6 protein-coding genes and 4 pseudogenes are annotated in these 16,169 nt (G+C 69.9%); 5 read left to right on the top strand and 5 right to left on the bottom strand.

Going from position 1 to position 16,169, the window contains the following annotated elements:
- Positions 1-43 precede the first annotated feature (43 nt).
- Positions 44-268, bottom strand: coding sequence for a hypothetical protein (locus AADZ78_RS27335; RefSeq protein ID WP_341343645.1), 225 nt, complete (start codon positions 266-268; stop codon positions 44-46).
- On the opposite strand from AADZ78_RS27335, the pseudogene AADZ78_RS27330 reads away from it, so the two are divergent.
- Positions 248-454 (top strand): annotated as a pseudogene (locus tag AADZ78_RS27330) (VapC toxin family PIN domain ribonuclease); the annotation flags it as partial. The gene AADZ78_RS27335 and the pseudogene AADZ78_RS27330 sit on opposite strands and share 21 nt — an antisense overlap.
- Positions 455-956: 502 nt before the next feature.
- On the opposite strand, the pseudogene AADZ78_RS27325 reads toward AADZ78_RS27330, so the two are convergent.
- Both AADZ78_RS27325 and AADZ78_RS27320 read right to left on the bottom strand, forming a co-directional pair.
- A pseudogene (locus tag AADZ78_RS27325) lies at positions 957-1,413 on the bottom strand (transposase); the annotation flags it as partial.
- Between the two features lie 461 nt (positions 1,414-1,874).
- Positions 1,875-2,705 carry a class I SAM-dependent methyltransferase gene (locus AADZ78_RS27320; RefSeq protein ID WP_204903563.1) on the bottom strand — a complete coding sequence of 277 codons (831 nt, stop codon included), beginning with the start codon at positions 2,703-2,705 and terminating at the stop codon, positions 1,875-1,877.
- Positions 2,706-2,741: 36 nt separating this feature from the next.
- On the opposite strand from AADZ78_RS27320, the pseudogene AADZ78_RS29335 reads away from it, so the two are divergent.
- Positions 2,742-2,897, top strand: a pseudogene (locus tag AADZ78_RS29335) (hypothetical protein); the annotation flags it as partial.
- A 186-nt stretch (positions 2,898-3,083) separates the two neighbouring features.
- On the top strand, positions 3,084-4,418 hold the full coding sequence (locus tag AADZ78_RS27310; RefSeq protein ID WP_085252887.1) for a lipase family protein: 1,335 nt from the start codon (positions 3,084-3,086) through the stop codon (positions 4,416-4,418).
- 175 nt (positions 4,419-4,593) lie between these two features.
- Here the strand turns inward: AADZ78_RS27310 and AADZ78_RS27305 are convergent, their stop codons facing one another.
- Positions 4,594-7,494: a PE family protein gene (locus AADZ78_RS27305; RefSeq protein WP_085252888.1), complete on the bottom strand. Its 2,901-nt coding sequence runs from the start codon at positions 7,492-7,494 to the stop codon at positions 4,594-4,596.
- A gap of 323 nt (positions 7,495-7,817) precedes the next feature.
- On the opposite strand from AADZ78_RS27305, the gene AADZ78_RS27300 reads away from it, so the two are divergent.
- Both AADZ78_RS27300 and AADZ78_RS27295 read left to right on the top strand, forming a co-directional pair.
- Complete coding sequence (locus tag AADZ78_RS27300; protein WP_085252889.1) at positions 7,818-9,326, top strand: cellulase family glycosylhydrolase; 1,509 nt, start codon at positions 7,818-7,820, stop codon at positions 9,324-9,326.
- Positions 9,327-9,840: 514 nt separating this feature from the next.
- A pseudogene (locus AADZ78_RS27295) lies at positions 9,841-10,088 on the top strand (formyltetrahydrofolate deformylase); the annotation flags it as partial.
- Between the two features lie 212 nt (positions 10,089-10,300).
- Here AADZ78_RS27295 and AADZ78_RS27290 read toward each other — a convergent pair.
- Positions 10,301-16,150 (bottom strand): PE family protein, encoded by a 5,850-nt coding sequence (locus AADZ78_RS27290; protein WP_264033206.1) that lies wholly within the window; start codon positions 16,148-16,150, stop codon positions 10,301-10,303.
- Positions 16,151-16,169 lie beyond the last annotated feature (19 nt).

Below are 16,169 nucleotides of genomic sequence, written 5' to 3'. Positions count from 1 at the left end.
TAATTCCCGAATGACCGAGATCGACAATCAACCAGATTTGCAGTCACCAATTTTTTGCCCGTTTGTCGGGCGGGTCAGGGGACACGTTGCCGGCTACCGTCGAACACGCGCTTCGGCAACAGGTGTCCCAGGGCGACGAGACCGAGGCGGCGCGGGCGGAAGGATCGTCGAGCACATCGCCGACGCCACCAATCGAGTCGATATAGGTGTGCTGCTGCCGGATGAGGCTTGGCGATGACCCACCTGGATTCTCGACAACAGTGCTCACGTGCGGCTGCTCGCCGGCGAAACGCCGCCTGCCGGTATCGATCTAGTCGACCTTGGCATTTGCGGCATAGGAGAACTCGAAATGGTTGTATTCGGCCGGTCGGCAAAGGGCTTCGACAACACGCAGGCGTCGCTGCGCGCTTACCATACACCCGCCGACATCTTCGAGCGAGTCCGCAGACTTCAGTGCCCTCCTAGCTGGCTATAGGTCGTGTCAAGTCGTGGGTTTGTGCGTAGAGCATCGTCGCCGGTGGTTGCCGGTGTTGAAAGATCTGGCCGGAGTGCGGTGTGCTGTGAGGAGTGCCTGAGCACCCACGCTGATGTATGCGACCTCAACCGGTTGGTGTGGGTCATCTGGCGTCGTTCGGGCTGCTGTGAAGGCGAAGGGCCGGGTGCCAAGCTAGGCGCGGCGTAACCCTGTCGGGTCCGCCATAGCTGTCACGGCATCTGGTCCGGCCCTTCGTCGTCCTTCCAGCCTGGCACTACCGGCCGCAGTTGTGAAGAGGGGCCGTTCGAGGGGTGTTGTTGCCTCCCGTGGGGTCGAGGGATGGTTTCCTCGTCCGGTCAAGAGTGCGCCGGTGCTCGTCGCAGTCTACCTCGTTCGTCCTCGCTGCGCTGCGGGCGCTGCAGGTGGACAGCTCCTGCGTCTCCGGCGCCGAGGGCCGGGACCGAGGAAAGCCCAACCAGTGTTAGCTCCAGCGGGATGGGTCGTAGCCGGTGTGATCGCGGACCAGCGCATAAGCGATACGGGTGGCGCGGTGTGCCAGCGCGCAGCCGATGATCCCGCCGGGTTTTGCCGCGTGCTTTCAGTTCGCCGGCATAGGCTTTGGCGGCGGGTTCAGACAGCCACAGGCCAATACCGAGGTCGATCAGCGCTCGGCGCAGCGCCACGCTGCCCTCGCGGCTGATCTTGCCGTCACGGCGTTCGCCGGCGGATTCGTATTGCATGGGCGATGGTCCCGAGGCCCGATAGATTTGCCGGGGCCCCGGCCACCGGCCCGGATCCCCCAGGGCGGCAGCACAATTAGACACCCGGACCACACCCCAGCCCGGAACCGAGGTCAACGTCGCGAACGGACTCAGGGGGACCAACCTCGCCAGCTCGGCTTCGGCGGCGCTGATGTGGGTGTCGAGGGCGGCCAACAGCTCGGCCATCACGGCTTCGACCTCTGGGCGCAGCAGCTTCCACTGCTCGTCGGCCAAATGCGACGGATGCCGTGGTGTGCGGTCAAAACATCAGGCAACCTGCGGCAGCGCGGCTGGTATTCGAGGAACTCGACACGGTAGACAGGTATTCACGGGGCTCCGGCAGCAAAAGGATGTGGCGTCCATCTGCGACCGCGAGCCCCGTCTTGTGTCATTGCGCGACACTCAAACGCTATTGCATCGTTACCACTTCACTACAGCCACACAGGTTTACGAATGGGCACTAAACTAATACTAATTAAGGACACGCAGTTATCACGCGCTGTGCGCGGCCCCGCCAGGGGCCGTTCAGCGCAGCACTCACCATCCAACAAGGCCGTTACCTGATCTATCCGAACCCGCTCAGCCACGCCGAATCCGGCATTATCCGGCTAGTCGGTGAGCAGTTGGTGGTTAACCGATTAAGGCGTCGGATTTGTTCGCCGCGGCGACGTTGTGCCGTTGCGGGAGAACACGACGGTGAGCGATGGCGCGCTCAGTCGCGTCGGCGGGGGCAGGATAGCGATCCGCATACCGGGATCGGCGGCGCGGCCAAGTGCCTCGAACGCTGACGGGCTGTAGGCGCGTAGCACGCTAATCATGCCGTCGTGCAGGAACGGTCGCGTGGTAGCCCACGGCAACAGCATCAGCTGCAGCGGCAACAGCAGCGCCCACCGCAGCACCAACCGCAGCGGCGGTTGTCGCTTGAGGTCGATCACCAGGAAGCATTTCCCGACGCGGGTGGCTTCGGCGATGGCGCGGCAGGCGATCGCCGGCGGGAGGTGGTGAAACGCCTGCGCGAACACCACCAGGTCGTAGCTGTTGTCTTCGGCGTCGATGGCGGTGGCGTCAACCAGCTCGGTACGGGCCCTCGGGTGGGTGCCCAGCTCCCCGGCAGCCATGTTGGCCACCGAGGTTGGATCCACGTCGCTGGTCGTGACCGTCGCCGTCGGGTGTAGTTCGAGGATCTTCGCTGAGAGTTTGCCGTGGCCGGCGCCAAGCTCGAGGATTCGTGGATTGGGGATGCCGGAGACGAACTTCAGTGCGGTGCGGGCGGACTTCTCGTGCAGCTTGGTCAGGCTGCCCATCCAGTTGAGCATCGTGATGACCTTCTGCTTGACCTCATCGGGTACGTCGTCGCGGTCGAGGTATTCCAGTGTGTCGGTCTGGAATCGACGATCCAGCCAGGAGGCGCCCGGGCCGCCCCTCGGCATGGTGGAGATCGTCTGGTCCTGCACATCTGCTGTGCTCATGGCGGTTTTCTCCCGTGCGCCCAGTCGGTGGTTGATCAGGGCGTCTGTGCGATGGGTGCGGTGCTGCGAGGGGTGAGCTCGGAGTTGGTCGCCATCAGCGTGCCGGCTCCGGCGCAGCGGTTTCCACATCAGGCAAGCCTTCTGGGCCACGCGCTGAGGCACCACCACCGGCTACGCGCTCAAAGTGGGTGAGGCACGCCGCCGACTTTTTCAGGTCGAAGTAGTTAGATTAAAGTTGAATTAAGTGCAGTATATGAGCTAGATGCGAGGCGCTGGCCGCCGACAAGGTGCCGGCGCCGAGCTATGACTGGCTGCTTGTGCGTTTCATTCGGGATTGTTCATGTGCGAGGGTGCCGATGCCCACGAAGGGAAGCCTGCATGGCGGAGTTCGACAACCTTGCTGGAGCGCACACCGCCGAGTGGGTCACCCGCCCGCCGCATGAGGAATTGCAGCGCAAGGTACGCCCACTGCTGCCGTCCGATGACCCCTTCTATCAGCCGCCGCTCGGCTATCAGTATGCCGAGCCCGGGACGGTCCTGCGCTCGCGTGACGTCGAGCTAGCTTTTTTGGGTCTCATACCACAGCGGTTCACTGCCACCCAGCTGTTGTACCGGACGATGGACATGAGCGGCGCCCCCGAGGCGACGGCGACCACGGTGATCCTCCCGACAGACCTGACTCCAAAACAGCCCGTGCCACTGCTGTCCTACCAGTGTGCGATCGATGCCATGACATCGCGCTGTTTCCCGTCCTATGCGCTGCGACGGAGGGCGAAGGCTCTAGGGTCATTCACTCAGTTCGAGCTTCTGCTGATCTCCGCCGCCATCGCCGAGGGCTGGGCGGTCTCCGTACCGGACCACGAAGGTCTCCAGGGGCTGTGGGGTGTGCCGTACGAGCCTGGCTATCGGGTGTTGGATGGGCTCCGCGCCGCCACGAGTTCAGAACGTCTCGGTCTGTCAGAGTCGAGGCCGATCGGCCTGTGGGGCTATTCCGGCGGCGGGCTGGCCAGCGCGTGGGCTGCTGAAGTGGCTGGCGAGTACGCCCCCGAACTCGACATCGTCGGGGCGGTACTGGGCTCACCCGTCGGCGACTTGGGCCACACGTTCCGCAGGCTTAACGGCGGCTTCCTTGCCGGCATGCCCGCGTTGGTGGTTGCTGCGCTCGCACACGCGTACCCCGGTCTGGACGGGGTGATCAACGAGCACACCAATAACGAGGGTCGCGAGCTGCTCAAGCGGCTGGAGACGATGACGACCGCGGAAGCCGTCCTGCACATGGCGAACAAGGACCTGGGCGATCTTCTCGATAAGCCGCTCGAGGATGTGCTGTCAAGGCCGGAGGTGGTGCATGTCTTCAACGACATCAAACTAGGCGCCGCGGTGCCGGCACCGCCGGTGTTGATCGTGCAAGCCGTGCATGACTACCTCATCGCCGTGGACGACATCGACGCGTTGGCCGACGCGTATGCGGCCGGCGGCGCCAGGGTCACCTATCATCGGGACGCCTTCAGTGAACATATCTGCCTGCACCTACTATCTGCCCCGATGACGCTTCGCTGGCTCACCGACCGGTTCGAGCGCCGACCGCTGACCGACCATCTGATCAGGACCACCTGGCCGACCATCTTCAATCCTATGACCTACATCGGCATGGCACGGCTGGCCAAGATTGCGGCCAAGCTCATCGCGGGAGGGAAACTCCACCACAGTTAGCGGCCCACCATGTGCGCTATTTTCCGGGGCCGAACAGGCGGCAGCTGTCGGCGCGGGGCAACTCCGTAAACTATGTGCGGTAGGTGACCGCATGGAGCAAACCAAGCGTCACGCGTCGCCGACCGCAATGCTGGCCCGGCACACCCGTTCGTAAAGGCGGCGTAGGGCGAGCGCGCTACTTCCCGATTGCTTGCGCCAGCTGTTCGGGGGCCCATTGCACCACGGCGGGCACGATGCCGCCGACGGGCGTGCCGCCGAAGGTCACGTCTCCGATCAGCGGCACGGTGCCGGTAACGGGCCGCATCGGGGCGAGGATCCCGTCAAAGGGGATGTTGGCCGTGATATCGAATCCAAATCCCCTTATCGTCAGCGGCACGGTGTGTTGGCCGTTGAGGAATCCATTGAGAATGTTGGCTGGAGCATCGACGAGCACGCCCACCGCCCCTTGCAGGTTGCCCGTTTGCACAGCATCGACAAACGATGTGACGCTTTGTCCGGTCGCGATCGCCGTGCTGACCGGCGAACCCAGCGAATCGAGCAGGAGCGCAACCGGCAGCCCGAACACCAGGTCTGCTTGGAAGGGCGACATGCTCACGACAGTCAACGAGACGGTCGTGTCCGTGACAACCGCGCCCACGTTGGCGACGTTGGTCCAAATTGAATTGGGGATGACCGTGATCGGCACCAGGTCTCCTAGGGCGCCGTGCACAACGACGATAAACGGGTTGCTGCCCGATAGGCTGACCCCGGTGAAAACGAGGTTGACCAGCCCGGTCACCGTCTCGTGCAGCGCGCCACTAATGTTGCCGGCCAACAGGTCTTGGAGGGCCGCGTGCAGGTACGTCGGCAATTCCTGGAACGAGGCTACCAACGAGCCCGCCGAGTTCTGCAGCGACGAGACGCTCAGCTGGGCGTAGCCGCCCAGGTTGTTGCCGACCTGCACCAGAAATGGCGCGGGGTCAGTTATCCACGTAGTACTGATGGTTTGCAAGTTGGAGATCGTGTTCACGAGCAAGTCGTGATACGACGCCATGCCGGAGGGTGATGGGGTGCTGCCGCCGGACACGCCAGGATGGCCGATCGTCCCGGCAGCTCCGCCGGTCCCGGGTGTCCCGCCGTGGTTGGCGTTGCCGCCGTTGCCGCCGTTACCAATGAGCGCGCTGCTGGCGCTGCCGCCGTTGCCGCCGTTGGCAGCCCCAGTGCCGCTAGCGTTCACACCGGCATTGCCGCCGTCGCCACCGTTGCCTATGAAGGTGGAGTTGCCGCCGTTGCCACCGTCACCGCCGGCACCGGTAGTGGTGGAAGCGGTAGCTCCGCCGTTGCCCCCGCTGCCGCCGGCACCCCACACACCGGCGGTGCCGCCGTTGCCGCCGGCCCCGCCGTTGACGGCGCCGGTGCCGGACGCGGCGCCCCCGGCGCCCCCGGCCCCGCCATTACCGATGCCGACGCCGGTGCCACCATTGCCGCCGGGCCCGCCGCTGCCGGTGCCGGTGCCGGTGCCGCCGGCCCCGCCGGGCCCGCCGTTGCCGTACACGCCGGCGCAGTTGGTGCACCATCCGCCGTCGCCGCCGCTGCCGCCGGCCCCGCCGGCCCCGTTGGCACCGGTGGAATCCCCGCCGTTGCCGCCGGTACCGCCGGCGCCGAACAGCATGGCATTGCCCCCAACACCGCCGTCCCCTCCGCCGGTACCGCCGTCGCCTCCGAAGCCGCCACGGCCACCGCTGCCGATCAGGCCCCCGTTGCCACCGGCCCCACCGACCCCGCCGGTGCCGCTTTCACCACCGGCGCCGCCATTGCCGCCGGCACCGCCGCCGCCGAAGAGGACTCCGACGCCACCGTTGCCGCCGCCGCCACCGCCCCCGCTGCCTACGCCGGCGCCGCCATTGCCGCCGGCTCCGCCGCTGAATACCCACCCGCCGCTACCGCCGTTGCCGCCGTCCCCGCCGGTGACGGCGACGGTGGTGACTGCGTTGCCGGTCCCGCCACGGCCGCCCCCACCGCCGGTGCCCCACAGCTCGGCGTTGCCGCCGATGCCACCATTGCCGGCGGTCCCGCCACCACTAGCGCTGGTAACGTCCCCGCCCCGGCCGCCGTGGCCACCACTGCCGATCAGGCCTCCGTTGCCTCCATCGCCGCCATTCCCGCCGGTTCCAGGGTTAGCACCGGTGCCGTCGTAGTCCCCCCCGGCCCCGCCGCCGCCGCCATTGCCGATCAGGCGGCCGGCACCGCCCGTGCCGCCGGTGCCGGCGCCGCCGCCGCTGCCACTGGCGTCACCGCCGGTCCCGCCGGCACCACCACCGCCGTACAGCCACGCGCCGGTGCCACCCCGACCGCCGCCGCCGCCCGTGCCGCCGCCAAGGACGTCGCCGACGGCGGCGCCGCCGGCGCCACCGGAGCCACCGGAGCCGAACAACTCGGCGTCGCCGCCGGCGCCGCCAGCACCACCGGTTCCGCTGGTAGCGTCGCCGCCGGTGCCACCGGCGCCGCCGTTGCCGACCAGCCACCCGCCGCGGCCGCCGGCGCCGCCGGTCCCGCCCGTACCGGCGGTTGCGCTGCCACCACGCCCGCCGGCGCCGCCGTTGCCAATCAGGCCGGCGGATCCGCCGGCACCACCGGCCGCTCCCGCGTTGGTGCTGTCCCCACCGTTACCGCCGCTGCCATACAACCAACCGCCGGGTTCGCCGGGCTGCCCCACCCCATCAACGGTGCCCCCGTCGGCGCCGTTGCCGATCAGCGGGCGTCCAGTGAGGGTCCGGATGGGGTCGGTGACGGAGCTCAGCTGGGTCAGCTGGGCGTTGACGGCCTCGCCGCTGGCATAGGCGCTGGCCCCCGCGGCGAGGGCCTGTACAAACTGGTCGCAAAACCGTGCGGCCTGCCAGCTCAGCTCCTGATATGCCCGAGCGTGCTCGGAAAATACTGCCGCAACAGCGAGTGAGATCTCATCGTTAGCGGCGACCTGCATCTCCGTCGTGGGCACTACCGCCGCTGCGTTAGCTGCGCTGATGATCAAGCCGATGTTCGCCACATCCGCTGCAACCGCTGCCATCATCTCTGGCGCCGCCATCACGAACGACATAGCCCGAATCCTCTCAGCCCAGCCCGGCGATCACCCGACGATGAACGTAATCGATGGGACTAGAGTTTCTGGGTTAGGCGCACGGGTTCAATGTGACCTGTGGGGTGACTGTGGCCCTGCCGGAGGCCCGGCCGGCGCCGATCGGCTTGGTTGCGGTCCAACCGCGGCCGCTTCCTTAGGCCGCCACGCCCACACGGTAGCCGAGACGACACCGAACCGTGCGCAAGCCGTAATCGCAGCGTCTGTTGCAACAGTGACTATTGCAGTTCACTGTTTCGAAAGTGATTTGTGTGACCAGAACCCACACGGATGGCAGGTCCATAGTGCGCATCTACCTTTGCCGCGCGGGCACGTTTGCCGTGGTCGCCACGCTGATCGCCGCGCTGACGGTCTTCGGCGGCGTGCCGTACGCCGCTCCCCGCCAGGTGTCTGCAACGAGCACCGGACCGGCGCTGCCACTCACCAACACCGGCACCTGGATCACCGGCGCCGACGGACGCGTGGTCGTGCTGCACGGGATGAATCAGGTGTACAAGGTGCCGCCGTATACGCCCTCCGCCGACGGGTTCGGAGCCTCCGACGCAGAATTCCTCGCCACCTACGGCTTCAACGCGATGCGGTTGGGCGTCATCTGGAAGGCCGTGGAGCCGCAGCCCGGCGTCTACGACGACACATACCTGGCCTCGATCGCGCAGACCGTGCAGATACTGGCGGCCAACGGTATTGTCAGCCTGCTCGACTTTCACCAGGACTTGTACAACGAGCTGTTCCAGGGCGAGGGTGCGCCGGACTGGGCCGTGCAAACGGGCGGGCTGCCCAACCCGCAACTGGGCTTCTCGCTGAACAACTACCTCAACCCGGCCGAGAACTATGCGTGGGGCGCTTTCTGGCGAAATGTCCCGGCGTCGGACGGGGTCGGGCTGCAGGACCATCTCGGCGGGTCTATTGCGCACACCGCGGCTTACTTTCTCAATAACCCGAACGTCCTAGGCTACGAGGTGTGGAACGAGCCATGGCCGGGCCCGATATGGCTGCCGTGTGTGAACCCGATCACCGGCTGCATCCTGTTCGACTCGACGAGGCTGACCGACTTCTACAACCGGGTGGTGCCGACGATTCGCGCCGCCAACCCGACAGCGCCGGTGTTCTTCGAGCCGAACACGATCTTCAACGTGGGCATCCGCACCAACCTTCGTTCGGTGAACGACCCGCACACCGTGTTCGCATTCCACGACTACTGCATTACTCCCACCCAGCAGCCACCGCTATATCAGATCTGCATCGTGGAGGACGAGTTCGTCTTCAACCACGCCAAGAACTACGCGAACAAACACGGTATCCCCCAGCTGATGACGGAATTCGGTGCCACCGAAGAACTCAAGGTGATCGCCGAGGTGATGTGCCACGCCGACGATCACAAGATCGGCTGGCTGTACTGGGCGTATACCGGCAACGACAAGACGAGCGTATCACCGAACGGGCAGGCAGTGGTCATCAACCCAGCACTGCCGAAGACCGGCGACAATGTCAACTGGGCCAAGCTCAAGACACTCGCCACACCCTACCCGCAGGTGGTCGCCGGCACCCCGACGTCCTGGTCGTTCACCTCGGGCATATTGCGGCTCAGTTACTCGACCGAACGGGCCGACGGCCAGGGACGCTTCGCCCCCGGCACACAAACGGTCATCTCGGTGCCGCAGATCTGGTACCCGAACGGCTACCGAGTGACGGTCACTGGTGGCCAGGTAGCCTCCGCCCCCGGCGCCCCCCAACTGATCGTGCTGGCGAACCAGAACGCAAGCACAGTCAACGTCGTCGTACAGACGACGTAAGGCAGGCGAAAAGTGGGCGGCACCAGGAGTCGCACATGGGCATCGCCGCCGGAGTCCGTCCCGACTTCCCGGAGATCAATCGCGGGCCGCATACACCACGTCAAGGTGTCGCAGATCATTCCGACACCACGCAGTTCGAGGGGTGTCTGGCGGTTCCGCGGCGCTTAGCGGACGGTCGGTCGGCTCGGAGAAGCTGTGGATGCGCTGAAACCATGTCGCCCCCGGGGCCGGCGTCGCCCACTGCCATCACGCCAAGTTGGTCATCTACAGCCAAGCGGGCGGTCATGGCAGCGAAGCAGCAACCGGCCGAGGTCGGCAGGGATGGGAGGTTTACCCGTCTCCTCCCGGCGATCTCCGGGCACGCCACATGTGGAAGTGGAAATGTCACAGTTGGATCGCTGCGGAACCCGCTCATCCCCGGTGTGCGCCACCCCAACCGAGGCATACCCATGTCCGGGTCCGGGTAGCCCTCGGTGATGACACCACGGTTGAGCACACCGCAGCGGGCTACGTAATTATTGCTGCGGTGAGTGCCTTCCGGGCGCAAGCCGGGGCCAGCAGCGTTTCGCTGGATCAGCACTCCACCGCGCCGGAAAACGGCACATTCCTGCAACGCGTGATTTTTCACCTGCCCGGTCTGACGGCTGCGATCGACGAGCTGAACGCGAATTCGCCAGCACTGTCGCCGACATGTTCAACATGGACTACCGGTTTGCTGAGGCGGCAAAGCCCAAGCGGGTTGCCGTCGTGGCACGAAAAGAAGGCCAGCGTACGAGATCATCGGCCTTTCGTCGTTTTCGTGCTGCGGGCGATGGGCGTTCGGGTGGCTCGACCGTATCGGTATTGTTACGGGCTTCATCACCGTTGTTCTGATCGTCATGCCAACATGGTCAACGTCGGCGGCTTTGGGAGATCAAATTCTGGTTCGCCCTGATCAGCTAGCGACCAAGGGCCCCCTAGAAGCAACCTTGCGACTATCCCGGTTGGCCATCCGAGCCGTCGACCCCGTCGGAGCCGTCGCTGCCGTCGCTGCCGGCGCTCCCGGTGGTGGCGCCGCTGGTGGCCGAGCCGGCGAGGCCGCCGGTGCCTGCAGCTCCACCGGTGTCGGTGCTGGTGCCGCCGGTGCCTGCAGCTCCCCCGGTGCCGGTGCTGGTGCCGCCGTTGCCGCCGTTGCCGCCGTCGCCGCCGTTGCCGCCGTTGCCGCCGTTGCCGCCGTCGCCACTGCTGGTACCCGACGTGTCGGCGGAGCCGCCGGTGCCGCCAGTGCCGCCGACTCCGCCGTTACCGGCCATGCCGCCGTTGCCGCCACTACCGCCTTTGACAGAGCCGGACTGACCGCTACCGCCGTGACCGCCGTCGCCTCCATCGCCGGCGTTCCCACCGACACCGCCGGGCCCGCCGTCGACCCCGGAGCCGTTGATCCCGGCCGCCCCGCCACCTCCGTTGCCGCCGGTGCCACCGGTTCCGCCGATCCCGCCGGAACCACCAATGCCGGAGCTACCGTTGACTTGCCCACCAGGCCCCCCTTGGCCGGCGGTGCCGCCGTTGCCGCCGGCACCGCCATTACCGCCGCCATTGCCGGTGGCGGTTCCGCCCTTGCCGCCGTCGCCACCATTGCCGCCCGTGCCGCCCGTGCCTCCGCCAGCCGTCCCGCTGGAGCTAAGGCCGCCGGTGCCGCCATTGCCGCCATTGCCGCCGGTGCCGCCCGTGCCGGCGTTGCCGCCGCCCGACGCAGCTCCGCCCTCACCGCCGGTACCGCCAGCCCCACCCTGCCCGCCTTGTCCCGCGTTGACATCGTTTTGTTCCGTTTGGCCGCCGGTGCCACCGGTACCGCCGGTGCCGGCGTTGCCGCCATTGCCGCCGGTGCTGCCACCGGTTCCGGTCCCGCCAGCCCCACCGGAACCACCCGCACCACCTTGGCCGCCATTGCCGGCGTTCTCATTGGGAAAGCTGCCGCCGTCCCCGCCTTGGCCGCCTTTTCCGCCGTTGCCGCCGTTGCCCGCGATGCCGCCGTCACTCGCGGATCCGCCGTTGCCGCCGTTGCCGCCGCTGCCGCCGCTGCCGCCGTGGTCGGTCGCGGATCCCTCTTCGCCAGAGCCGCCTTGGCCGCCGGCGCCGCCATTGCCGGCGTCGCCGCCAGCGCTACCGTTGACGCCGGCGCCGCCGTTGCCGCCGTTGCCGCCGTTGCCCCCCTGGTAACCGGTGCCGCTTTTGCCGCCCTGGCCGCCGGTGCCGCCGTTGGTGCCGTTGCCGGCGGTCCCACTTGTGCCTGCGGTGCCGCCGCCGCTGCCGGCCGCGCCGCCCGCACCGGCATCGCCGCCGCTGCCGCCGTTGCCGCCGTTGCCGCCGGGGCCACCGGATTGACCGGGACCAGCGACGTTGTTGATGCCGTTTCCGGGGGTGCCGCCGTTGGCGCCGTTACCGCCGTTACCGCCGTTGCCGCCAGTTGCGCCAGTACCGCCAGCGGCGCCTCCGGCGCCGCCCTGCCCCCCGCTACCACCGTTACCGCCGCTACCGCCGTCGATGGTGCTCAGGCTGCCTTGGGCTCCGGTGGCGCCGTTACCGCCCTGGCCGCCGTTGGCACCATCGCCGCCGATACCGCCGTTACCAGGGATTCCGTCGGTCCCGCTGGTTCCGCCGATTCCTGCTGCACCGCCCGCGCCGCCTTGCCCGCCGGTGCCGCCACCACCGCCGTTGCTGCCGGCGCCGGCGGACGCGGTGGCATCCGCGCCGGCGCCGCCGGTGCCGGCGGTACCTCCGGCACCGCCTCGGCCGCCGTTGCCGCCGGTACCGGTACCTGCGGCGGTGCCTCCGGTGCCGCCGGCGCCGCCTTGCCCGCCGGTGCCTCCGATGCCGCCGGGGCTGGTGGTAGTGCCGCCGCCGCCGGCGCCGCCGGTGCCGCCCTGGCCGCCGATTCCGCCATTGCCAGCGGTTCCGCCGTTGCCAGCGGTTCCGCCGTTGCCGCCATCACCGCCGTTCCCGCCCGACTTCCCGGTTCCGCCCCCGGTGGTGCCGGTGTCGCCGTTGCCGCCGGTGCCGCCGGTGCCGCCGGTGCCGCCGGTACCCGCGCTGCCGCTCGCGCCGCCACTTCCGCCGGTGCCGACCGCGCCGCCGGTGCCAGCGGCACCGCCGGCGCCACCGTTGCCGCCAGTTCCGCCGGCTACGGCGTATCCCACACCGGTGCCGCCGGCACCGCCGTTGCCGCCGTTGCCGCCGGTGCCGCCAATGCCACCGGTGCCGTTCGTGCCGCCATTGCCTGACCCACCTTGACCGCCAGCGCCGCCGGCGCCGCCGTCGTAACCGGTGGCGCCGCCGAAGCCGCCGGCCGCGCCGTTGGCACCGGCGGCGCCGTTGCCTCCGGTGCCGCCGATGCCGCCTTGCCCACCGGTGCCCACGCTGCCCTGGTTGCCGCCTCCACCGCCGGTGCCCACCTGGCCGCCAAGGCCCGCAACACCACCGGTGCCACCGGTGCCGCCTTGGCCGCCGACACCGTTATCGCCCGCGCCGCCTTGGCCACCTTGCCCACCTTGGCCGCCTTGCCCGCCGGCGCCGCCGGTGCCATTGGTGCCACCATTGCCCGACCCACCTTGGCCGCCGTGGCCACCGGCACCGCCGTTAAAGCCGATGCCGCCGGTGCCACCGCCAGCCGCGCCGGCGGTGCCAGTGCCGCCAGTGCCGCCAGTGCCGCCGGTGCCGCCTTGTCCGCCGGTGCCCGCGCTTCCGCCGCTGCCGCCGCTGCCGCCGCTGCCCGCCTGGCCACCGAGTCCCGCCGTACCGCCGGTGCCTCCGGTGCCGCCTTGCCCGCCGACACTGCCACTGCCCTCGCCGCCTTGGCCGCCCTGGCCGCCTTGGCCCCCGGTGCCGCCGGTGCCGCCGGTGCCATTGGTGCCACCGTAGCCCGACCCGCCTTGGCCACCGTGACCGCCTTGGCCACCGTTAAAGCCGGTGCCGCCCGTGCCGTCGCCGGCCGCGCCGGCGGTGCCGGTGTCGCCAATGCCACCCGTACCACCGGTACCACCGGTACCACCGGTACCACCGGTACCTGAGTTCCCACCGCCGCCCACGCCGGCCGCACCTGCGGTGCCCGCAGCGCCGCCGGTGCCGCCATCGCCGCCGGTACCGCCGGCCACGCCGTAGCCCACCCCGGTGCCGCCCTCGCCGCCTTCGCCTCCCTCGCCTCCTTTGCCGCCATTGCCGCCGTTGCCGGCAGTCCCTCCGTTGGCAGTGCCGCCCGTACCGCCGGTACCCCCGGTGCCGCCCGCGTATCCGGTCCCACCGGTGCCGCCGCCCGCGCTGCCGGTGCTGCCGGCACCGCCTTTGCCGCCGCTGCCGCCAGTGCCGCCGGTGCCGCCGGTGCCGCTTAGGCCCGCGCTTCCGCCTCCGCCGCTACCGGCCGCACCTCCGGTGCCTGCGGTGCCGCCGTTGCCGCCGTTGCCGCCGTTCCCGCCGGCTGAACCGCTGCCCGCGCCGCCGTCCCCGCCGGTGCCGCCCTGGCCGCCGTCACCGCCGCGGCCGCCAACGCCAGCGGTACCTCCGTTGGCGGCGCCGCCGGCGCCGCCGGTGCCGCCGGGGCCGCCCGCGTAGCCGCTGCCGCCCGCGCTGCCCACACCGCCCGCGTCTCCGTTGCCACCGGTGCCGCCGGTGCCGCCAATGCCGCCGGCGCCGCCGATACCCCCAACGCCCTGGCTGCCGCCGCCGCCGTTGCCGGGGGCACCACCAGCCCCGGCTGCGCCGCCGACGCCGCCGGTCCCGCCACCGCCGCCGACAGAGCCGATGCCGGTACCGCCGGTGCCGCCTTGGCCGCCGTTGCCCCCGTTGCCGCCCGTGCCGCCGGTGCCGGCGGTTCCGCCGTTGGCGTCGCCGCCGGTGCCGCCGGTGCCGCCTGCGCCACCGCTAAAGCCGGTGCTGCCGATGCCGGCTGGGTTGCCGTCGGTGCCAGTCGCCCCGACACCACCGGCGTTGCCGCCGTTGCCGCCGGTGCCCCCTTGCCCGCCGGTGCCCGCGCTGCCGCCACTGCCGCCGCTGCCACCGGTGCCTACCTGTCCGCCGAGTCCCGCCGCCCCGCCGCTGCCGCCGGTGCCGCCTTGGCCGCCGGCGCTGCTGCTGCCTACACCACCTTGGCCCCCTTGTCCGCCTTGGCCGCCGGTGCCTCCGACACCGCCGGTGCCGTTGGTGCCACCGTTGCCCAACCCCCCTTGACCGCCCTGGCCGCCGGCCCCGCCGTTGTAGCCGGTGCCGCCGGTACCGCCGCCGACGGCGCCGACGGCGCCGGTGTCACCCATGCCACCTGTGCCGCCTTGCCCGCCTTGCCCGCCGCTGCCCGCGCTGCCGCCACTGCCGCCGCTGCCACCGGTGCCTACCTGTCCGCCGAGTCCCGCCGCCCCGCCGCTGCCGCCGGTGCCGCCTTGGCCGCCGGCGCTGCTACTGCCCGCACCGCCCTGGCCGCCTTGTCCACCTTGCCCGCCGGTGCCTCCGGCGCCGCCAGTGCCGTTGGTGCCGCCCGCGACGGCGTTGCCGCCGTTGCCGCCGTGGCCACCGGCACCGCCATTAAAGCCGTTGCCGCCTGTACCACCACCGGCCGCGCCCGCAGCGCCTTCGCCGCCGATGCCGCCGATGCCACCGATGCCACCTTGGCCGCCTGTGCCGCCGGCGCCAGTGGCCCCGCCGACCCCGAGAAGCGCCCTGCCGCCGACGCCGCCGGCCCCGGACGTGCCGCCATTGCCGCCGCTACCGCCGTCGCCGCCTACCCAGCCGCCGCCCGCACCGCCGGCCCCGCCGGCCCCTCCCAGCCCACCGTCGCCGCCGGCTCCAGCGGCCCCGCCGGCCCCGATCAACGCGTGTCCTCCGGCCCCGCCGGGTCCGCCGTTGCCGCCGGTCGCACCGTTGCCACCGCGCTGGCTGGCCAAGCCGATTCCGCCATCGCCGCCGCCACCGCCGGTGCCGCCCGTGCCGCCGGCCCCACCGACCCCCAACAAACCACCGTCACCGCCAGGTCCGCCCGCGCCGCCGGCACCGCCGGCGCTGCCATTCCCGCCGGTACCACCGGTAGCGCCATCGGCACCAGTCCCGCCTGTCCCGCCGGCGCCGCCGATACCAAGCAGCCGCCCACCATCTCCGCCGGCGCCACCGGTGCCACCGCCGGCGCCACCGGCGCCGCCGGATCCGCCATGGCCGATCAACGGGGCGTAACCACCTGCCCCACCGGCACCGGCAACCCCAGCACTCGCAGCGCCACCGCTCCCACCGACCCCGCCGGACCCCAACAGCCAGCCACCACGCCCACCTGCACCGCCTGCCCCGCCTGCCCCGCCGCTCCCGCCAATACCGCCGTCGCCGATCAGCCCGGCAGAGCCGCCCGCACCGCCGGCCGCCCCGGGATTGGTGCTATTGCCACCATTGCCGCCGCTGCCGAACAACAGCCCACCCGCTCCGCCCGGCTGGCCCACCGGCCCACTAGCCCCATCAGCACCATTACCGATCAATGCACGCCCAAAGACCGCCTCCGTCGGCGCATTCACCACATCAAGGACCAAGCCGCGGACATTGGCTGCCTCAGCCTGCCCATACACCTGCCCACCCACAGCCAACGCCCGCGTGAAATCCTCATGAAACACCGCCACCCGCGCCGCCAACATCTGATAGTCCAACCCATGCTGGGAAAACAACTCCGCAATCGCGGTCGACACCTCATCAGCGGCAGCACTGCGCACCACCGTCGTCGCACCCACAGCCACCGCAGTAGCCCGGCCGATCGTCGAACCAACAACCGACAAATCCGCAGCCGCCGCTGCCAAGATTTCCGGGGATGCGATCACAAAGGCCATGGCCAAACCTCTCGCCTAG

It is taken from the genome of Mycobacterium riyadhense, from assembly GCF_963853645.1.
In the GTDB taxonomy this organism is placed as follows: Bacteria; Actinomycetota; Actinomycetes; order Mycobacteriales; family Mycobacteriaceae; genus Mycobacterium; species Mycobacterium riyadhense.
This window is presented reverse-complemented; position numbering and strand designations above follow the sequence as displayed.